Consider the following 18,283-nt stretch of genomic DNA (forward strand, 5'->3'; position numbering starts at 1 on the left):
GCAGGGTGAGTCTCGGCTCTTGGCCACTCCCCCGCGTCAAGTAAGCCCGTGAGGGTGGGATGAATGTCTGTGATCAACTTCAACATCGCCCAATGGCGCGCCTGGGCCCCGGGGCTTGATAGCGTGAACGACTGGCAGGCCTGGAGCCGACAACCGGTCGTGCTGCCGCACAGCGATGCCGTTCCTGACGTTTCCTTTCTGCCGGCCATGCAGCGTCGTCGGCTCAGCCGCCTGGCGCGGATGGCCTTCAGTGTCGGCTGGCCATTGGCCGAAGGCCGCCAGGACCTGCCATTGGTCTTTGTTTCCCGTCACGGCGAAACGCCCCGCACCGTCGACATACTCAGTGATCTGGCCGCCGACCAGCCGCTGTCGCCGACCCAGTTCAGCTTGTCTGTGCATAACGCGATTATTGGCTTGTGGTCGATCATGCGTGGTGAAACCAGCGAAATGACGGCCTTGGCTGCCGCAGGCGATGGTCTGGAACACGGCATGCTGGAAGCTGCCGCGATGCTGGCAGAAGGCGCTCGCGCGGTACTGCTGGTGGTCACCGAAGAGCAGCCGCCCGAGGCTTACTCAACCTGGATCGACGACGTGCCGTTCCCTTATGCCGTCGGCCTGCTGATCACACCGGGTACCGACTGGCAGTTGTCCTTGAACAGCCCCCCGGATGCGTTGTCCAACCCCCGCTGGCCACACGCACTGAATCTGTTGCGTATGCTGCTCGGCCAGCAAACCACCTGCCAACATGCCTGGAAAAATCGTGTATGGACCTGGCAACGCAACCCGTGACCGAGAAAAACCGCGACGCCTATTACTGGCGCTTGCTGGCCACCGCCGCGAGCTTTGCCCTGTTCGGGTTGGGCGGGCTGTGCCTGCGCCTGGTGATTTTCCCGTTGCTGAACTGCCTGCCGGGCGACGCCCGGACCCATCGGCTGCGGGCCCGGCAAACCGTCAGCCGCTGTTTCTGGATTTTTGTGCGTTTCATGGCCCGTGCCGGGGTGCTGACCTACAACATTGAAGGCGCGGAAAAACTGGGTCGTCCCGGGCAAATGATCGTTGCCAATCACCCATCGCTGATCGACGTGGTGTTTCTGATCGGCCTGGTGCGTCACGCCAACTGCGTGGTCAAGCAAAGCCTCTGGGAAAACCCTTTCACCCGCGGACCGCTGCGCTGCACCGAATACATCAGCAACGACGGCAGCATGGACATGCTCGACGCGGCTGCCGACGCGCTGAAAGACGGCCAGACCCTGATCATTTTCCCCGAAGGAACGCGCACCCGCCCCGGCCAGGCACCGGCCTTTCATCGGGGCGGCGCGGCAATTGCCGTGCGTGGTGCGAAAATCCTCACCCCGGTCATTATCAAGGTCAACCCGACCACATTGACCAAGGCCGAGCCCTGGTATCGCATCCCAAAACGGCGCGTGCACTTCAGTTTCCGGGTCGGGGCCGATATAGACCCACAGACTTTCGCCAAGCAGGGGCCGCCTCCACAAGCCTCGCGCAAGCTCAACGATTATTTGCATTCTTACTTCATCAAGGAGCTCGCCGAAGATGAGCGATCTGAACACCCATAGCCTGCTGCTGGAAATCAAAGAGCTGATCATCGAAGCCCTGGGGCTCGAAGACATCAGCGCCGAAGACATCGGCAACGAACAGACGCTGTTCGGCGAAGGCCTGGGGCTAGACTCGGTGGACGCCCTGGAACTGGGCCTGGCCATCCAGAAAAAGTACGGCATCAAGATCGACGCCGATGCCAAAGACACACGTAATCACTTTAGTAACGTGGCGAGCCTTGCGGCGTTCGTCACCGCAAAACAGGCAGCTTGAGACCGGACCATGCAAACTCGTGACGACATTTTCAACACCCTGCGCGATGCCTTGGTCGAGCTGTTCGAGCTGGACCCCCAGCGTGTGAGCCTGGATTCCAACCTGTATCAGGACCTGGAAATCGACAGCATCGACGCGGTCGACCTGATTGATCACATCAAACGTCAGACCGGCAAGAAAATCGCCGCCGAAGAATTCAAATCGGTGCGTACCGTCAGTGATGTGGTCGAGGCGGTCTACCGTCTGGTTCAACCGGCCGCATGAGTCGACTGATTGGCCTCGGCCTGCTGCTGGCAGGCCTCTTGTATCCCTTTGCGGTGTATTTCGGCATGGAGCATTTCGCCCCCTGGCAGTTCGGCCTGCTGCTGGGTGGATTGTGGCTGGCCCGGGCGCTGACCGGCAAACGACGGCCTGGCAGCCTGTGGATGGCGACGGTGGCCATTGTGTTCTGCCTGTTGCTGGCACTGTTCGACAGCCCGGTGCTGTTGCGCTGGTATCCGGTGCTGATCAGCGCTTTCATGCTGGGGCTGTTCGGCTCGAGCCTGACATTCGGCCCACCGATCGTTGAACGCCTGGCCCGGGTACGCGAGCCACAATTGCCGGCCGAGGGCATTCGCTATACCCGTCAGGTGACCATCGCCTGGAGCGTTTTTTTTCTTTGCAACGGTTTGTGTGCCGCCGCCCTGACCCTCTGGGCGCCGCTGAGCTGGTGGACGTTGTACACCGGCCTGATTTCCTACGGATTGATAGGCCTGATGTTTGCCATTGAATGGCTGATACGAATAAGGGTACGAGGCCACCCATGAATTGGATAAAACTTGAGCACCTGCTGCTCAAGGCCCAGCCGGAGCGCGCCGTAACGACCGCTCCGGCGCTGGATCACGCCCGACTGTGCGAACAGGCACTGCGCCTGGCTGCCGGCCTGCAAGACCGGGGCGTACGGCAGATGGCCGTACACCTTGAGGATGCGGCCGACCTGGCGATCGCATTGCTTGGCGCCTGGCGTGCCGGGGTCAGCGTGCTGCTGCCGTCTGACCTGCAACCGCAGACCCGCCAACGCTGGTCAGGTGAAGTTGACCTGTGGCTGAGCGATCAGCCCGACGATGCACACCTGAGCGACTTTCGTCATCCGCCGCTGAGTGCGGCGGTGCTGGACCTCGATCACTGCCAACTCAGCCTGTGCACATCAGGCTCCAGTGGCGAACCCAAGCGCATCGAAAAACACCTGCGCCAACTGGCCAATGAAGTCGAAGCCCTGGAACAGCTGTGGGGCTCTGGCCTGGGCGCGGCGTGCATCATTGGCAGCGTCGCCACCCAGCACATCTACGGTTTGTTGTTCCGGGTGCTGTGGCCGCTGTGCGCCGGGCGCCCGTTCGTACGTCGGCAATTGGCCTTTCCGGAAGACCTGCAACGCGCCAGCCGCGAGTACCCGGCCTTCGCCTGGGTGGCCAGCCCGGCGCTGCTCAAGCGCATGGGCGACAACCTCGACTGGCCAGCCTTGAGCGCCGTGCGCCGGGTGTTTTCCTCCGGCGGCGCATTACCGGTCGAGGCTGCAAAGAGCCTGCATGAGCGCCTGGGGCAATGGCCAACGGAAATTTTCGGCAGTTCGGAAACCGGTGGCATCGCCTGGCGTCAGGGCGCTGAACTCTGGCAGCCCTTTGCCGATGTCTCGCTGACTCAAGACAGCGATGGTGCGCTGTTGATCGCTTCACCCTACTTGCCTGACGGCCATGTCGAACAGACTGCCGATTCAGCGCGCATCGCCGCCGATGGTCGCTTCGAGTTGCTCGGGCGACTGGACCGGATCGTCAAACTGGAAGAAAAACGCATCTCGCTGCCGATGCTGGAACAGGCGCTGATGGCCCATGAATGGGTCGTCGAAGCGCGGCTCGGCGTCGTTCAGGAAAACCGTGCTTCCCTGGGGACGTTGCTGGTGCTGAGCGAGGCCGGATTGCATGTGCTGCGCAATCAGGGCCGACGCAGCCTCACCGAGCCATTGCGCCAACACCTGAGCCAACACTGCGAAGCCCTGGCCCTGCCAAGACGCTGGCGCCTGCTGCGACAACTGCCGCTGAACGCCCAGGGCAAACTGCCCCAGGCCGACGTCGACGCCCTGCTGTTGGCGCCGCGCCCCAAAGCCCCGGAGGTGCTGGAGCAAGTCGAAAGCAATGGCGAGTGGAGCCTGCAACTGGCCGTGCCACCGGACCTGGCCTATTTCAGCGGTCATTTCCCCACGGCGCCGGTATTGCCTGGCGTGGTGCAGGTGGAGTGGGCGATGAGCCTGGGCCAGCAATTGATGAACCTGCCGAAAAAATTCGCCGGCATGGAGGTCCTGAAGTTCCAGCAACTGGTGCGCCCTGGAGATGAAATCCAGCTGCACCTGCGCTTCGACCCGGCGCGCGGCAAATTGTATTTCGCCTACCGCAACGAAACCGCTACGTGTTCCAGCGGGCGGATCTTGCTGGAGGCGGCACATGCATAGCCCCTGCGCCGTCGTCCCCGTGTACAACCACGAAAGCGCCATCACCACGGTGGTCGATGCCCTGATCGCCAGCAACCTGCCGTGCATTCTGGTGGACGATGCCAGCAGCCCGCGCTGCGCCCGGGTGCTGGATCGCCTGGCCCAACGTGAAATGGTTTACCTGATCCGACTCGCCGAAAACCAGGGCAAGGGCGGCGCGGTCATGACCGGCTTGCGCGAAGCGTCGCGCCTGGGTTTCAGCCATGCCCTGCAGGTGGATGCCGATGGCCAGCACGATTTGCAAGACGTCAAACGCTTCATCGAACAATCACGCCGCCACCCGCAGGCGGTGATTTGCGGTTATCCGCAATATGACGCCAGCGTGCCGAAAGGCCGTTTGTATGCGCGCTACCTGACTCACGTCATGGTCTGGATCAACACCCTGTCGTTGCAGATTCGCGACTCCATGTGTGGATTCCGGGTTTACCCGTTGCCACCGGTTCTGGCGTTGATCGAGTCAGCGAAAATCGGCAAGCGCATGGACTTCGACTCGGACATCCTGGTGCGCCTGGCCTGGCGCAATCAGCCGATGCAATGGCTGCAAACCAAAGTCCATTACCCGCTGGACGGCGTTTCACATTTTCGTATGTTCCACGACAACGTGCTGATTTCCAGCATGCATACGCGGCTGTTCTTCGGCATGTTGCTGCGTGCGCCGGTGATCCTCTGGCGACGGTGGCGGGCATGAGTGCAGACAAGCAGCACTGGGCCGATCGCGAGGAGCGCGGCAGTTTCTGGCTGATGAAGCTCACCGCATTCGGCGCCAAGGTGCTGGGCCGGCGCCTGTTGAGCCCGCTGCTGTACGGCATCGTTCTGTACTTTTTCCTGTTCGGCCGCAGCGCACGCCAAAGTGCCTGGCAATACCAGCAACGCCTGGCCGACTGGAGCGGTCGCAGCGAGTTGCGACCGAACCACTGGCGCGTGTTCGGCCAGTTCATGGCTTTCGCCGACTCCATGCTCGACAAACTCGACGTCTGGAACGGCAGGCTGAGCATCGAACACATCGAAATCGTCGACCCGGCACTGCTGCGCGACCAGTTGCGCGGTGCCCGCGGGCAGATGCTGGTGGGCGCGCACCTGGGCAATCTGGAAGTCTGCCGCGCACTGGCGGAGCTCGGCGAGAAAGTCACGATGAACGTGCTGGTACACACCAAGCACGCCGAACAGTTCAACCGTTTGCTGGGTGAAGCCGGGGCAACCAATTTGCGCCTGATTCAGGTCAGCGAACTGGACCCGGGGATCATGCTGCAACTGAGTGAACGCCTGGAACGTGGCGAGTGGCTGGCGATTGCCGGTGACCGCGTGCCGCTGCATGGCGGGCGCAGCGTGACCGTGGACTTCCTCGGTCATCCGGCCAGGTTCCCCCAGGGCCCGTGGTTGCTGGCCGGCCTGCTGAAATGCCCGATCAACCTGCTGCTGTGCCTGAAAAAGCCCGACGGCGACTATCGACTGACCATTGAACCGTTCGCTGACGCAATCGCCTGGAAGCGCAGCGACCGCGAGCAGGTCATTCATCAGTGGGCCTCCCGCTATGCCGAGCGCCTGAGTCACTATTGCCTCGAAGCGCCCCGACAATGGTTCAACTTTTACCCTTTCTGGAAGACCGATGACGACGCCAACGCTTGAGCCGGTAACCTTCGGCGAACGCCCCTTGCGCATTGAAGATGTGCTGGCACTGGCCAACCGCAAGGTGCCGACACAGTTGCAAAGCGATCCTGCATACCGCGAACGCATCGCCAAGGGCGCGCGCTTTCTGGACTCTCTGCTGGACAAGGAAGGCGTGATCTACGGCGTGACCACCGGTTATGGCGACTCCTGCGTGGTCGCGGTACCGCTGCATCACGTCGAGGCGCTGCCCCGTCATCTGTTTACCTTCCACGGCTGCGGGCTGGGCAAACTGCTAGACGCCCAGGCCACCCGTGCGGTATTGGCCGCGCGTTTGCAGTCGTTGTGCCACGGTGTTTCCGGGGTGCGCGTGGAGCTGCTGGAGCGCCTGCAGGCGTTCCTTGAACACGACATCCTGCCGCTGATCCCGGAGGAAGGTTCGGTGGGCGCCAGCGGTGATCTGACGCCGCTTTCGTACGTTGCCGCCACGCTGTCCGGCGAACGCGAAGTGATGTTCCGCGGCGAACGCCGGCAAGCTGCCGATGTGCACCGTGAGCTCGGCTGGCAGCCACTGGTGCTGCGTCCGAAAGAAGCCCTGGCATTGATGAACGGCACCGCCGTGATGACCGGTCTGGCGTGCCTGGCTTACGCCCGCGCCGATTACCTGCTGCAGCTGGCCACGCGCATCACCGCGCTCAATGTCGTTGCCCTGCAAGGTAACCCGGAGCACTTCGACGAGCGCCTGTTCGCCGCCAAGCCACATCCGGGGCAGATGCAGGTCGCCGCGTGGTTGCGCAAGGATCTGGCCATCGATGCGCCGACCGCACCCTTGCATCGCCTGCAAGACCGTTATTCCCTGCGCTGCGCGCCCCATGTGCTGGGCGTGCTGGCCGACAGCCTGAACTGGCTGCGCTCGTTCATCGAGATCGAGCTCAACAGTGCCAACGACAATCCGATCATCGACGCCGAAGCCGAGCGCGTGCTGCACGGCGGGCACTTCTACGGCGGGCACATCGCCTTCGCCATGGACAGCCTGAAAAACCTCGTGGCCAACGTCGCCGACCTGCTGGATCGGCAACTCGCGCTGCTGGTGGATGAGCGCTATAACCATGGCTTGCCGAGCAACCTGTCCGGCGCCACGGCCGACCGCGCCATGCTCAACCATGGCTTCAAGGCAGTGCAGATCGGTACCAGCGCCTGGACTGCCGAAGCACTGAAGAACACCATGCCGGCCAGCGTCTTTTCGCGCTCCACCGAATGCCACAACCAGGACAAAGTGAGTATGGGCACCATCGCCGCCCGGGATGCGATCCGCGTGCTGGAGCTCACCGAACAGGTGGCAGCCGCCACGTTGCTGGCGGCCAATCAGGGCGTCTGGCTGCGCGGCCAGGCCGAAGATGCACGACCACTGCCACCCGCCTTGGCCGCCATGCACGAAGCGCTGGCCAGGGATTTCCCGCCGGTCATCGAGGACCGCGCGCTGGAAGGCGAATTGCGCCTGTGCCTGCAGCGCATCGCCGAACAACACTGGAGGCTGCATGCGTAGCAAGGGATTCCTGCACACCGACACGGAAATCGTCGTACCGTTCTTTGACGTCGACAGCATGCACGTGGTCTGGCACGGCCATTACGTCAAATACCTGGAAGTCGCCCGCTGTGCGCTGCTGGACAGGATCGGCCACAACTACACCGCGATGAACGAGTCAGGTTATGCGTGGCCGGTGATCGACCTGCAATTGCGCTACGTGCGCGGCGCGGTGTTCGGCCAGAAACTCAACGTGCGCGCCAACCTGGTGGAGTGGGAGAACCGTTTGAAGATCAACTACCTGATCAGCGATCTGCAAAGCGGCGAACGTTTGACCCGGGCCATGTCGATACAGGTCGCCGTCGACCTCGCCAGCCGCGAGATGCAACTGGCCTCGCCGAAGGTCTTCACCGACGCTGTCGAAAGGGCCCTGCCATGATTTTCCGCCCCTCCCGCTTCCCTGTAGGAGCGAGCTTGCTCGCGATGGTCGTTAACGATGACGCTGGGCATCTGGCACCCCGCGCTGCTCTCAGGTTTTTCGCGAGCAAGCTCGCTCCTACAGTGTTCTGCGTGTTACTGGGCATTCCAGGGCTGGCCAACGCCTTCGATCTGCAACAACTCAGCGATCAACTGGCCAGGCCCGAAGTCATCCACGGAAATTTCACCCAGGAAAAACACCTGCGCGCCCTGCCCCAGCCGCTGGTCAGCAAGGGCACGTTCGTCCTGGCAAAAAACCACGGCTTGTTGTGGCTGCTGAAAACGCCACTGCAACAGGACTATCGCATCAACGCCAAAGGCATTGCCCGGCGTGACGGTATTGTTTGGCAAATGCTGCCGGGCAAAAGCGCCGGTGCCGAGCAGAACCGCTTGTTCCTGGCCGTGCTGCAAGGCGACAGCAGCGGCCTGCAACGGGATTTCGAGCTGTCCCTGAGCGGCGACGCACAGAACTGGAAGCTCACGCTGGTGCCACGCTCGATGCTGCTCAAGCAGGTGTTCAACCGGATCAACATTGCTGGCGCAGAACTGGTACACAGCATCGAACTGCTCGAAACCCAGGGCGATAGCACGTTATTGCGCATGCAGGACAGCACCGCCACCCAACCGTTGAGCGACGCGGAGCAACATGACTTTGCCCAGTGAACGGTTCCTGCCACGGCTGTTTCTGATCCTGCTGCTGGCAGTGCTCGCGCTCGCCGGTTGGCAATGGCGTGACGGCGCGCCGCTGTCGGCCAATCTGATGGAACTGGTACCCGGCACGGCGCCCGATGCCCTGGAACTGCGTGCCGAACAACGCATGCAAGAACCACTGAATCGCGAAATGCTGGTGCTGGTCGGTCATACCGATCGCCAGCAGGCCATCGCCATGGCGCAAACCCTCGGCGAGCAATGGCAGGCCAGCGGATTGTTCGAAAAGGTCCAGTGGACCCTGCAAGCCGACTTGCCGGCATTGCGCACGCAATTGCTGCAAGGTCGCCTGGCGATGCTCTCGGCGGCGGACCGACAACTGCTGGTCGATCACCCCGAGCTCTTTGTCCAGCAACGGGTGCAGGCATTGTTCGACCCGTTCAACGGTTACAGCCTGGTGCCGAGCCAGGATGACTGGCTGGGCCTGACCGGGCGCATCCAGAACAGCCAGCCGCAACGCGGTTCGGTGCAACTGGACATCGGCAGCGGCGCCTTGATTGCCGATGCCGATGGCAAGAGCTGGGTGCTGCTGCGCGCGCGCACCACCGGCAACGCCTTCGACATGAACCTGCCGCTGCAAGTGGCCGACTTGCTCGAGCACAGCCGCGAAGAAGCCGCACGGCACGACGTGCAACTACTCGCCGCCAGCGGCTTGCTGTACGCAGCCAACGGGCAACACCAGGCCAGCCGGGAGATGACCTGGGTCGGTGGCGGTGCCACCCTCGGGATTCTGTTGTTGCTGCTGCTGGCCTTCCGGCGTTGGCGTGTCTTGCTGGCATTCGTGCCGGTGCTGGTGGGCATGCTCTTCGGTGCGGTGGCCTGCGTGGCGTCGTTCGGCCATATGCACGTGATGACGCTGGTGCTGGGTTCGAGCCTGATCGGTGTGGCGGTCGATTACCCGCTGCACTATCTGTCCAAGAGCTGGAGCCTGAAACCCTGGCACAGCTGGCCTGCCCTGCGCCTGACCCTGCCCGGGTTGACCCTGAGCCTGATCACCAGCGGTATCGGTTACCTGGCCCTGGCCTGGACACCCTTCCCGGCGCTGACCCAGATCGCCGTGTTCTCTGCCGCCGGTTTGCTCGGCGCCTATTTGTCCGCCGTGTGCCTGCTGCCGGCCTTGCTCAAAGGCGTAGAGCTGCGCCCGGCACAGTGGCCATTACGCGTTTGCGAGCTTTTGCTGGGCTGTCGTGAAGCGCTGCTCAGACAGGCGAAAACACCGGTCCTGCTGGCGCTGCTGATCGCCTTTTGCGTGGGCGGCCTGTTACAGCTGAGCAGCAAGAACGACATCCGCCAGTGGATCGGCGCACCTCAACAATTGACCGACGAAGCCCGGACCATTGCACGGATCACCGGCTATCAACCCACCAGCCAGTTCTTCCTGATACGCGCCGCCAATCAGCAGCAACTGCTCGAACGCCAGAACGCGCTACGCGAACGACTGGATCAATTGATTGGCCTGGAAAAGCTCCAGGGTTATCTGTCGCTCAATCAACTGGTCAGCCCGCCGAACGAACAGCAACAGGTGCGCGAAGCGTTGAACAAACTGCCGTCGTTCTGGCAACCGTTGCTCGACATCGGCATACCGGGTGAGGCGCTGCAAGCCGAGCTGACGAAGTTACAGGCATTGCCGACCGTGGACATCGACGCTGCGCTCAGCGGCCCGTTGGCAGAGCCCTACCGGCCCCTGTGGCTGGGGCCGACCGATGACGGCGTGGCGGCGATGGTCAGTCTGCAAGGTATCAACAATCCGGCCCTGTTGCGGCTCCAGGGTGAGGATCTGCCCGGCGTGACCCTGGTGGATCGACTGGGTGAATTGAACGACGTCTTCGCGGCCACCCAAATCAGTGCCGCAGAACTGAAACTCGCCTCCTGCGTGTTGATCGTGTTGGTGCTGATCCTGCCCTTCGGCCTCGGCGGTGCGCTGCGTATCGTGTCCCTGCCGCTGCTGGCGGCGTTGTGCAGCTTGGCCAGCCTCGGCTGGCTGGGGCAGCCGTTGACCCTGTTCAGTCTGTTCGGCCTGCTGCTGGTGACGGCGATCAGCGTCGATTACGCGATCCTGATGCGCGAGCAGGTCGGCGGCGCGGCCGTGAGCCTGCTGGGCGCCCTGCTCGCGGCGTTGACCACCTGGCTGTCGTTCGGCCTGCTGGCAGTGTCGAGCACCCCGGCGGTGAGCAACTTCGGACTGTCGGTGAGCCTGGGCCTGATCTTCAGCTTCCTGCTCGCGCCATGGGCCGGTCGACAGGTGCATGAGCCCGCGGCCGTGGAGCGTGCAACGTGATGGTCGCTCTGTTCTGGGCAATGGCGCTGGCGTTGTTCGCGGTGGCGACCCGTGTCGGCCGGCATTTCGGATTGATTCCCATCGTCAGCCAGTTGCTGCTGGCGACCCTCGGCTTGCCGCTGCTGATGTATTTCTGGATCGAGCCCCACTGGCAATTGAGCGGTGCGCAGCTGGTGTCGCCGGGCTGGCTGAAGAACGTCTACAGCCTGAGCTTTGCCCTGTTGCTGGGCTACATCCTCAGCGATGTGATCGACCTGCAACTGGATCGCCAAAGCCTGAAAATCGCCCTGCCCAGCTTTTGCATTCCGTTTGCCTGCGGCCTGGCCACGGCTGTCTGGTTGTTGCCGCCGCAACCGTGGATCAGCTCGCTGGCCGTCGGCCTGCTGTTCGCCATCACCGCGATTCCGGTGTTGTACCTGTACCTGCGGCACATCGATTACCCACCCGCTGCCACCCGGCGCCTGGTGCAAACCGCGATCCTCATCGACCTCGCCTGCTGGACCCTGTTCGGCATCGCCCAGGGCAGCCTGCACCTGAGCAGCCTGCTGCTGCCACTGGCCGGCGCGTGCCTGCCGGTACTGCTGCGGCTGCTGGGCCTGCGCCAGACGTGGCTTTACAGCCTGGGCTTTTTCGCCCTGCTGGTGGTTGCTGAACACTACAAGCTCAATGCGCTGATTTTCGGCATCGGTTATGTGTTGATCATGGCCGCACTGAGGGCGCCGCTGGTGCTGCCGTTGCCTGCCATCTGGATGAGCCGTTTGCAGACGTACATCGCCATCCCGTTGATCCTCACGTTCGGCATCGTGCAGATCAACGTGCACAGCGCGATGGACAGCCTCGGCTGGATGCAATTGGCGGCCCTGCTGCTGTTGCCGATGCTGAGCAAACTGCTGGGCAACTGGCTTGGCCTCGGCTGGGCCGGGGCCTCGTTCAAGGGCGCCAGCCGCTGGCGGGAAAGTGTGCTGCTGAACATCCGCGGCTTGAGCGAGATCGTTTTTCTCAACCTGCTGCTGCAACAGCAACTCATCAGCCCGCCGCTGTACTTTGCACTGATGCTGATGGGCCTGATCGCCACGCTGCTGCCGGCCCTGACCGGCATGCACCGAATCCCCCTGAAAACCGCAGTTCCGGCAAGGAGCCCCCATGCCAACCGTTGAAATGGAAATTCGCCAGGTCGTGGTCATTGGCGCCGGTCCTTCCGGTGCCATCGCCGCCGCGTTGCTCAAGCGCAAGGGACACGATGTACTGGTGATCGAGCGTCAGCATTTTCCACGGTTTTCCATCGGTGAAAGCCTGTTGGCCCATTGCCTGGACTTCGTCGAAGAAGCGGGCATGCTCGACGCCGTCAACGCAGCCGGCTTCCAGCTGAAAACCGGTGCCGCGTTTGCCTGGGGCGAACGTTACAGCGCATTCGATTTCAGCGAGACGTTCAGCCACGGCAAATCGACGACATTTCAGGTCCAGCGCGCCGATTTCGACAAGCTGCTGGCTGATCAGGCCACGCTGCAAGGCGTGGAGATCCGCTATGGCGAAAGCATCGTCAGTGTCGACATTGATCCGGAAAAACCGCAGCTCGGCGTGCGCCGTGAAGACGGCAGCGAGTACCGCATCGAGGCTGACTTTCTGCTCGATGCGAGTGGTTACGGCCGCGTGCTGCCGCGCTTGCTCGACCTTGAGGCGCCGTCGAACTTCCCGGTGCGTCAGGCCGTGTTCACGCACGTTGAAGACCGTATCGACCACCCGGCCTTCGACCGCAGCAAGATCCTCGTGACCACTCATCCGACCCAACGCGACGTGTGGTTCTGGACCATCCCGTTCAGCAACGGGCGCTGCTCGGTCGGCGTGGTCGCCGCCGAGCAACGTTTCGCCGGCCGCAGCGACAATCTGGACGAGTGCCTGCGGGGCTTTATCGCCGAAACGCCAAGCCTGGCCGGCGTGTTGCAAAACGCACAGTGGGACACCGCGGCCCGAACCATCGGCGGTTACTCGGCCAACGTCAAAACCCTGCACGGCCCGGGCTTCGCGCTGCTGGGCAATGCCGCGGAATTCCTCGACCCGGTGTTTTCCTCCGGTGTGACAATCGCCATGCGTTCGGCGAGCATGGCCGCCGGAGTATTGCACCGCCAGCTGCAAGGCGAAGCCGTCGACTGGCAGACCGAGTTCGCCGAACCGCTCAAACGCGGCGTCGACACCTTCCGTTGCTATGTCGAAGGCTGGTACGCCGGGACCTTTCAGGATGTAATTTTCCATGAGAGCAGTTCGCCGGAAATCCGCGGAATGATCAGCTCCATTCTTGCCGGATATGCCTGGGACCCACGCAACCCGTTCGTCAGCGAGGCCCGGCGCCGGTTGAAGGTGATATCGGAATTCTGCGCAAGGGATGGGGCATGAACGACTTGAGCGACACTTACGTCGAAGAAACCCGTTTCGGCTTGTGGTTCCTGCGCAGCCGGATCTGGCAACACTATGTGCTGCGGGCGGCCATCAACGACTTGTGCAACCTGTTCAGCGAAGCGCTACCTGTCAACCCGGTGCTGCTGGATGCCGGTTGTGGCCAGGGCAAGTCATTCCCGCTGCTGCGCCAGGCCTTTGCGCCCTCGCGCCTGATCGGCATCGACGCCGACCCGCAGAGCCTGACCCAGAGCGCCGAGGAAGCGGCCCGCCAGGGCATGGACGTGGAGTTGATCGGCAGCGACTGCGCCAGCCTCAAGTTGCCGGACGCCAGTATCGACCTGCTGTTCTGTCACCAGACCTTCCATCATCTGGTGGAGCAGGAACTGGCGCTGGCCGAGTTCTACCGCGTGCTCAAGCCCGGCGGTTATCTGCTGTTCGCCGAATCCACCGAGGCTTACATTGATACCTGGGTGATCCGCTGGTTGTTCCGCCACCCCATGCACGTGCAGAAAAGCGCTGCGCAGTATCTGCAAATGATTCGTCGGCAGGGTTTCGAATTTACCGCGCAAAACGTGTCTTATCCGTATCTGTGGTGGAGTCGCGCCAAGGATTTCGGTCTGCTGGAACACTTGGGTGTGTGCAAGCCAAAACCCTTTGGCCAACGGGAAGAAACCCTGGTGAATGTGGTGGCGCGCAAGCCTTTTGAAGGAACTGTGTGATGTTCATTGCCAACCGCTTGAAACACCAAACCTGTGGGAGCGAGCTCGCTCCCACAGGGGTAACCGGTGTTATGCGATTTCTGTTACTTGCCGTAGCCCTGCTTTTGAGCGCCTGCGCCGGCCGGGCGCCGCTGCCCAAACACAATCCGGATCTGCCGTTGCCGCTGCAACTGCACATCCAGCGCTTGCAGGACGACAAGCGCCAGGACTGGGTGCTGGTGATCCAGCGCGAGGAGCCGGGTATTCGCTGGTCGATGATGGACCTGCTGGGCATTCCCCAGGCTCGCCAGAAACTGATCGACAAAACCTGGGAGTCCGATGGCTTTTTGCCGCCCAACCCGGAAGCGAGGGAGCTGTTTGCGGCGCTGCTGTTTGCGCTGACGCCAAAGGATGAACTGGCGACCAACTACCCAGCCGCCTGGCAACACGGCAGACAACGATCCCTGCCCGAGCGCTGGGACATACGCTACGCACAACCGCAGAACTTTGAATTGAAGCTTGCGAAAGGTCCGACCTATCAAGTCACGCCCCTGAGCGGTGAAGCGCCATGACGGCTTACCTCAATGCCCTCGGCTTGGTCTGCGCGCTGGGGCGCGACAGGCAGGAGGTTGCCCGCAACCTGTTTGCCGGCGACTGTGGCGGCATGCGCGAACAAGCCGGATGGGTGCCGCAACGCACGCTGCCGGTCGCAGCGGTCATGGGCGAACTGGCAACCCTTCCAGCCGACATGTCGCACCATCACAGTCGCAACAATCAGTTGTTGCTGGAAGCCACGCTGCAGATCCGCCCGGACATCGACAGCGCGATCCAGACTTACGGCCGCGATCGCATCGGTGTTGTGCTGGGCACCAGCACTTCGGGTATCGACGAAGCCAGCCAAGGCCTGGCGCATTACCTGCGTGAAAAGCAGTTCCCTGCCGAGTACGACTATCAGCAACAGGAACTCGGGGCGCCGGCAAACTTCCTCGCCGAGTGGCTGCAATTGAGCGGCCCGGCCTATGTCATTTCCACGGCCTGCACCTCCAGTGCCCGAGCCCTGATGAGCGCCCAGCGCCTGTTGGACCTGGGCATTTGCGACGCGGTGCTGTGTGGCGGTGTCGACACCTTGTGCAAGCTGACCCTCAACGGTTTTTCGGCGCTGGAAGCGGTCTCGGCACAGCGTTGCAATCCGTTTTCGGTGAACCGCAATGGCATCAACATTGGCGAAGCGGCGGTGCTGTTTTTGATGACCAAACGTGCAGGCGACAGCCAGCCGATTGCTTTGCTCGGCAGCGGCGCCAGCTCCGATGCGCATCACATTTCCGCCCCGGAGCCGACGGGGCGTGGCGCCCTGCAGGCCATGCGCAAAGCCTTGGTCCGGGCCAACCTGCAACCGGAGCAGATCGCTTATTTGAACCTGCACGGCACTGCCACCCCACACAACGACGCCATGGAAAGCCTGGCCGTGGCAACGCTGTTCCCGGCCGGCGTGCCCTGTTCGTCGAGCAAACCCATGACCGGCCACACCCTCGGTGCAGCCGGGGCGCTGGAAGCGGCGTTCTGTTGGTTGAGCCTGAGCGCAGACAACCGCGAGCATGCCCTGCCACCGCACGTCTGGGACGGGCAGCCCGACCCCGAACTGCCGCCACTGCAATGGGTGACCCCGGCCACTCGCCTGACGTCCATTGCACCCCGCTACCTGATGAGCAATTCCTTTGCCTTCGGTGGCAACAACGTCAGCCTGATTATCGGAGACGCCCCATGATTGACTGGCCGCTCGCCGAACTGCTGCCCCACGCTGGCGACATGATCCTCATCGATCGGATCCTGGCGTTCGATGAAGAGCAGATTCACACCCGCCTGACCGTCAAGCCCGATGGCCTGTTCAACCTCCCCGACGGCAGCCTGCCGGCCTGGGTCGGCATTGAGCTGATGGCCCAGAGCGTGGCCGCCTTTGCCGGCTGCCAAGCGCGTCAGCGCGGTGATGCGGTGGAATTGGGCTTCCTGCTCGGCAGCCGCAAATTCGAATGCAACGTTGAAAGCTTCCCGGCCGGTACCGAGTTGACCATCCACGGGATCCGCTCCCTGGAGGACGATAATGGCATGGGCGTGTTCGAGTGCCACATCAACGCCCACGGGATCCACGCCACCGCCCGTCTGAACGTATATCGCCCACCCCATGCCGCTCAATATCTCCATGAACCCGAAGGAGTCCAGTCATGACTGAATCCGTACTGGTCACCGGTTCCAGCCGTGGCATCGGCCGCGCCATCGCCTTGCGTCTGGCCCAAGCCGGGCACGACATCGTGCTGCATTGCCGCAGCGGCCTGGCCGACGCCGAAGCCGTCAAGGCCGAAGTCGAGGCCTTGGGCCGTTGTGCGCGCATCCTGCAGTTCGACGTGGCCGACCGCGCCCGTTGCAAGGAAGCTCTCGAAGCAGACGTGGAAACCCACGGCGCCTATTACGGCGTGGTGCTCAATGCCGGCCTGACCCGCGACGGTGCTTTTCCGGCCCTGAGCGAGGAAGACTGGGATGTGGTGATGCGCACCAACCTCGACGGCTTCTACAACGTGCTGCACCCGGTGATGATGCCGATGATTCGTCGTCGCGCCGCCGGGCGGATTGTCTGCATCACCTCGGTGTCGGGGCTGATCGGCAACCGTGGCCAGGTCAACTACAGCGCCTCGAAGGCCGGGTTGATCGGCGCGGCCAAGGCATTGGCGATTGAATTGGGCAAGCGCAAAATCACCGTCAACTGTGTCGCACCCGGTCTGATCGACACCGCCATGCTCGACGAAAACGTGCCGCTGGAAGAACTGATGAAAATGATCCCCGCACAACGCATGGGCACCCCTGAAGAGGTGGCCGGCGCGGTGAATTTCCTGATGTCGGCGGAAGCCTCGTACATCACCCGGCAGGTTCTGGCCGTCAACGGAGGCCTGTGCTGATGAAGCGCGTCGTCGTCACCGGCATGGCCGGCATCACCTCACTGGGCAGCGATTGGGACACCATCGCCGGCAACTTCGCGGCCAACCGCAGTGGCATCCGCCGGATGGACGAGTGGGATCGTTTCACCGAACTCAACACGCGCCTGGCTGGCCCCATCGATGACTTCAAGGTGCCCAGCCACTGGACCCGCAAGCAACTGCGCAGCATGGGCCGGGTCTCACGGCTTGCCGTGGGTGCGGCGGAGATGGCGCTGGCCGACGCCGGCCTGTTGGGCGACGAGTCAATCAAGGACGGGCGCATGGGCGTCGCCTGCGGTTCCTCGACCGGCAGCACCGACGAGATCAAGGCGTTCGGCAACATGCTGCTCAACTCGGTGGCCGAAGGCCTGAACGCCAACTCCTACGTGCGGATGATGCCGCACACCACTGCGGCGAACATCAGCATCTTCTTCGGCCTCACCGGTCGCCTGATTCCCACCTCCAGCGCCTGCACCAGCGGCAGTCAGGGCATCGGCTATGCCTACGAGGCCATCAAGTTCGGGCGTCTGCCACTGATGCTCGCTGGCGGCGCCGAAGAACTGTGCCCGACCGAAGCCATGGTCTTCGACGCGCTCTACGCCACCAGCCTGAAGAACGACACCCCACAGCGCAGCCCGCGCCCTTACGACACTGCGCGCGACGGCCTGGTGATCGGAGAAGGCGGCGGCATGCTGGTGCTCGAAGAACTGGAACACGCCCTGGCCCGTGGCGCACGTATCCATGCCGAGATCGTCGGTTTCGGCAGCAATGCCGATGGCCAGCACACCACCCGTCCCGAACAAATCACCATGCGCCGCGCCATGGAACTGGCCCTGGAAGACGCCGGGCTGAAACCTTCGGATATCGGCTACGTCAACGGCCACGGCACCGCCACCGAACAGGGCGACATCGCCGAGACCCTGGCCACCAGCAGCCTGTTCGGTGAACACATGTCGATCAGCTCGCAAAAAAGCTTCCTCGGCCACACCCTCGGCGCCTGCGGTGCGCTGGAATCGTGGTTCAGCATCGAAATGATGAACCGCGACCTCTATGCCCACACCTTCAACCTCGACGAAGTCGACCCGCACTGCGGCAAACTCGACTACCTGCGCGGCGAGTTTCGGCAGATGAGCAACCGGTACGTGATGAACAATAACTTTGCGTTTGGCGGGGTTAATACGTCACTGATTTTCAAGCGCTGGCCGTAACCTGAAATATTTCCCCTGTAGGAGCGAGCCTGCTCGCGAAAAACGTCCGGGCAACGCGTTCATTCAGGCTGCC

At 62.6% G+C, this 18,283-nt stretch carries 20 protein-coding genes; all 20 read left to right on the plus strand.

Annotated features, from left to right (window positions below):
* Positions 1-63: 63 nt before the first annotated feature.
* The 20 genes from PMI31_RS06495 to PMI31_RS06590 are packed head-to-tail and all read left to right on the plus strand — an operon-like array spanning position 64 to position 18,210.
* Positions 64-789 (plus strand): beta-ketoacyl synthase chain length factor, encoded by a 726-nt coding sequence (locus PMI31_RS06495; protein ID WP_008016980.1) that lies wholly within the window; start codon positions 64-66, stop codon positions 787-789.
* Positions 765-1,577, plus strand: coding sequence for a lysophospholipid acyltransferase family protein (locus PMI31_RS06500; protein ID WP_008016981.1), 813 nt, complete (start codon positions 765-767; stop codon positions 1,575-1,577). The genes PMI31_RS06495 and PMI31_RS06500 overlap by 25 nt, the downstream gene beginning before the upstream one ends.
* A complete protein-coding gene (locus PMI31_RS06505) occupies positions 1,555-1,830 on the plus strand; it encodes a phosphopantetheine-binding protein (RefSeq protein WP_008016982.1) in 276 nt (91 codons plus the stop codon). Before PMI31_RS06500 ends, PMI31_RS06505 begins: the two co-directional genes overlap by 23 nt.
* 9 nt (positions 1,831-1,839) lie before the next feature.
* Positions 1,840-2,094: an acyl carrier protein gene (locus PMI31_RS06510; protein WP_008016985.1), complete on the plus strand. Its 255-nt coding sequence runs from the start codon at positions 1,840-1,842 to the stop codon at positions 2,092-2,094.
* Complete coding sequence (locus PMI31_RS06515) at positions 2,091-2,636, plus strand: hypothetical protein (protein ID WP_008016987.1); 546 nt, start codon at positions 2,091-2,093, stop codon at positions 2,634-2,636. Before PMI31_RS06510 ends, PMI31_RS06515 begins: the two co-directional genes overlap by 4 nt.
* The gene (locus tag PMI31_RS06520; protein ID WP_008016989.1) at positions 2,633-4,312 is read left to right on the plus strand and encodes an acyl-CoA synthetase family protein; all 1,680 of its coding nucleotides are present in this window, start codon (positions 2,633-2,635) and stop codon (positions 4,310-4,312) included. Before PMI31_RS06515 ends, PMI31_RS06520 begins: the two co-directional genes overlap by 4 nt.
* Positions 4,305-5,039 (plus strand): glycosyltransferase family 2 protein, encoded by a 735-nt coding sequence (locus PMI31_RS06525; RefSeq protein WP_008016990.1) that lies wholly within the window; start codon positions 4,305-4,307, stop codon positions 5,037-5,039. The genes PMI31_RS06520 and PMI31_RS06525 overlap by 8 nt, the downstream gene beginning before the upstream one ends.
* A complete protein-coding gene (locus tag PMI31_RS06530; protein WP_008016991.1) occupies positions 5,036-5,977 on the plus strand; it encodes an LpxL/LpxP family acyltransferase in 942 nt (313 codons plus the stop codon). Before PMI31_RS06525 ends, PMI31_RS06530 begins: the two co-directional genes overlap by 4 nt.
* A complete protein-coding gene (locus PMI31_RS06535; protein ID WP_008016992.1) occupies positions 5,958-7,502 on the plus strand; it encodes an HAL/PAL/TAL family ammonia-lyase in 1,545 nt (514 codons plus the stop codon). Before PMI31_RS06530 ends, PMI31_RS06535 begins: the two co-directional genes overlap by 20 nt.
* On the plus strand, positions 7,495-7,920 hold the full coding sequence (locus PMI31_RS06540; protein WP_008016993.1) for an acyl-CoA thioesterase: 426 nt from the start codon (positions 7,495-7,497) through the stop codon (positions 7,918-7,920). The genes PMI31_RS06535 and PMI31_RS06540 overlap by 8 nt, the downstream gene beginning before the upstream one ends.
* Positions 7,917-8,621 carry an outer membrane lipoprotein carrier protein LolA gene (locus PMI31_RS06545; protein ID WP_008016994.1) on the plus strand — a complete coding sequence of 235 codons (705 nt, stop codon included), beginning with the start codon at positions 7,917-7,919 and terminating at the stop codon, positions 8,619-8,621. The genes PMI31_RS06540 and PMI31_RS06545 overlap by 4 nt, the downstream gene beginning before the upstream one ends.
* Positions 8,605-10,944, plus strand: a complete 2,340-nt coding sequence (locus PMI31_RS06550) for an MMPL family transporter (protein ID WP_008016995.1) — start codon at positions 8,605-8,607, stop codon at positions 10,942-10,944. The genes PMI31_RS06545 and PMI31_RS06550 overlap by 17 nt, the downstream gene beginning before the upstream one ends.
* Complete coding sequence (locus PMI31_RS06555) at positions 10,944-12,101, plus strand: hypothetical protein (protein WP_008016996.1); 1,158 nt, start codon at positions 10,944-10,946, stop codon at positions 12,099-12,101. Before PMI31_RS06550 ends, PMI31_RS06555 begins: the two co-directional genes overlap by 1 nt.
* Positions 12,088-13,335 (plus strand): NAD(P)/FAD-dependent oxidoreductase, encoded by a 1,248-nt coding sequence (locus tag PMI31_RS06560; RefSeq protein ID WP_008016997.1) that lies wholly within the window; start codon positions 12,088-12,090, stop codon positions 13,333-13,335. The genes PMI31_RS06555 and PMI31_RS06560 overlap by 14 nt, the downstream gene beginning before the upstream one ends.
* The gene (locus PMI31_RS06565; RefSeq protein WP_008016998.1) at positions 13,332-14,057 is read left to right on the plus strand and encodes a class I SAM-dependent methyltransferase; all 726 of its coding nucleotides are present in this window, start codon (positions 13,332-13,334) and stop codon (positions 14,055-14,057) included. The genes PMI31_RS06560 and PMI31_RS06565 overlap by 4 nt, the downstream gene beginning before the upstream one ends.
* The gene (locus tag PMI31_RS06570) at positions 14,057-14,608 is read left to right on the plus strand and encodes a hypothetical protein (RefSeq protein WP_008016999.1); all 552 of its coding nucleotides are present in this window, start codon (positions 14,057-14,059) and stop codon (positions 14,606-14,608) included. Before PMI31_RS06565 ends, PMI31_RS06570 begins: the two co-directional genes overlap by 1 nt.
* Entirely contained in the window at positions 14,605-15,801 is a 1,197-nt protein-coding gene (locus PMI31_RS06575; RefSeq protein ID WP_008017000.1) for a beta-ketoacyl-[acyl-carrier-protein] synthase family protein, read from the plus strand. Before PMI31_RS06570 ends, PMI31_RS06575 begins: the two co-directional genes overlap by 4 nt.
* Entirely contained in the window at positions 15,798-16,259 is a 462-nt protein-coding gene (locus tag PMI31_RS06580; protein ID WP_008017003.1) for a hotdog family protein, read from the plus strand. Before PMI31_RS06575 ends, PMI31_RS06580 begins: the two co-directional genes overlap by 4 nt.
* A complete protein-coding gene (gene fabG, locus PMI31_RS06585; RefSeq protein WP_008017004.1) occupies positions 16,256-16,984 on the plus strand; it encodes a 3-oxoacyl-ACP reductase FabG in 729 nt (242 codons plus the stop codon). The genes PMI31_RS06580 and fabG overlap by 4 nt, the downstream gene beginning before the upstream one ends.
* Positions 16,984-18,210, plus strand: coding sequence for a beta-ketoacyl-ACP synthase (locus PMI31_RS06590; protein WP_008017006.1), 1,227 nt, complete (start codon positions 16,984-16,986; stop codon positions 18,208-18,210). Before fabG ends, PMI31_RS06590 begins: the two co-directional genes overlap by 1 nt.
* The last annotated feature ends 73 nt before the right edge of the window (positions 18,211-18,283 follow it).

It is taken from the genome of Pseudomonas sp. GM55 (assembly GCF_000282395.1).
Taxonomy (GTDB): domain Bacteria; phylum Pseudomonadota; class Gammaproteobacteria; order Pseudomonadales; family Pseudomonadaceae; genus Aquipseudomonas; species Aquipseudomonas fluorescens_CC.

Bases quoted from the DNA above. Each gene is read 5' to 3' on its own strand.
- PMI31_RS06505 (WP_008016982.1), top strand. From the start codon at position 1,555: ATGAGCGATCTGAACACCCATAGCCTGCTGCTGGAAATCAAAGAGCTG.
- PMI31_RS06590 (WP_008017006.1), top strand. From the start codon at position 16,984: ATGAAGCGCGTCGTCGTCACCGGCATGGCCGGCATCACCTCACTGGGC.
- PMI31_RS06540 (WP_008016993.1), top strand. From the start codon at position 7,495: ATGCGTAGCAAGGGATTCCTGCACACCGACACGGAAATCGTCGTACCG.
- PMI31_RS06495 (WP_008016980.1), top strand. From the start codon at position 64: ATGTCTGTGATCAACTTCAACATCGCCCAATGGCGCGCCTGGGCCCCG.
- PMI31_RS06530 (WP_008016991.1), top strand. From the start codon at position 5,036: ATGAGTGCAGACAAGCAGCACTGGGCCGATCGCGAGGAGCGCGGCAGT.
- PMI31_RS06580 (WP_008017003.1), top strand. From the start codon at position 15,798: ATGATTGACTGGCCGCTCGCCGAACTGCTGCCCCACGCTGGCGACATG.
- PMI31_RS06555 (WP_008016996.1), top strand. From the start codon at position 10,944: ATGGTCGCTCTGTTCTGGGCAATGGCGCTGGCGTTGTTCGCGGTGGCG.
- PMI31_RS06545 (WP_008016994.1), top strand. From the start codon at position 7,917: ATGATTTTCCGCCCCTCCCGCTTCCCTGTAGGAGCGAGCTTGCTCGCG.
- PMI31_RS06515 (WP_008016987.1), top strand. From the start codon at position 2,091: ATGAGTCGACTGATTGGCCTCGGCCTGCTGCTGGCAGGCCTCTTGTAT.
- PMI31_RS06535 (WP_008016992.1), top strand. From the start codon at position 5,958: ATGACGACGCCAACGCTTGAGCCGGTAACCTTCGGCGAACGCCCCTTG.
- PMI31_RS06510 (WP_008016985.1), top strand. From the start codon at position 1,840: ATGCAAACTCGTGACGACATTTTCAACACCCTGCGCGATGCCTTGGTC.
- PMI31_RS06570 (WP_008016999.1), top strand. From the start codon at position 14,057: ATGTTCATTGCCAACCGCTTGAAACACCAAACCTGTGGGAGCGAGCTC.
- PMI31_RS06560 (WP_008016997.1), top strand. From the start codon at position 12,088: ATGCCAACCGTTGAAATGGAAATTCGCCAGGTCGTGGTCATTGGCGCC.
- PMI31_RS06500 (WP_008016981.1), top strand. From the start codon at position 765: ATGGACCTGGCAACGCAACCCGTGACCGAGAAAAACCGCGACGCCTAT.
- PMI31_RS06520 (WP_008016989.1), top strand. From the start codon at position 2,633: ATGAATTGGATAAAACTTGAGCACCTGCTGCTCAAGGCCCAGCCGGAG.
- PMI31_RS06550 (WP_008016995.1), top strand. From the start codon at position 8,605: ATGACTTTGCCCAGTGAACGGTTCCTGCCACGGCTGTTTCTGATCCTG.
- fabG (WP_008017004.1), top strand. From the start codon at position 16,256: ATGACTGAATCCGTACTGGTCACCGGTTCCAGCCGTGGCATCGGCCGC.
- PMI31_RS06565 (WP_008016998.1), top strand. From the start codon at position 13,332: ATGAACGACTTGAGCGACACTTACGTCGAAGAAACCCGTTTCGGCTTG.
- PMI31_RS06575 (WP_008017000.1), top strand. From the start codon at position 14,605: ATGACGGCTTACCTCAATGCCCTCGGCTTGGTCTGCGCGCTGGGGCGC.
- PMI31_RS06525 (WP_008016990.1), top strand. From the start codon at position 4,305: ATGCATAGCCCCTGCGCCGTCGTCCCCGTGTACAACCACGAAAGCGCC.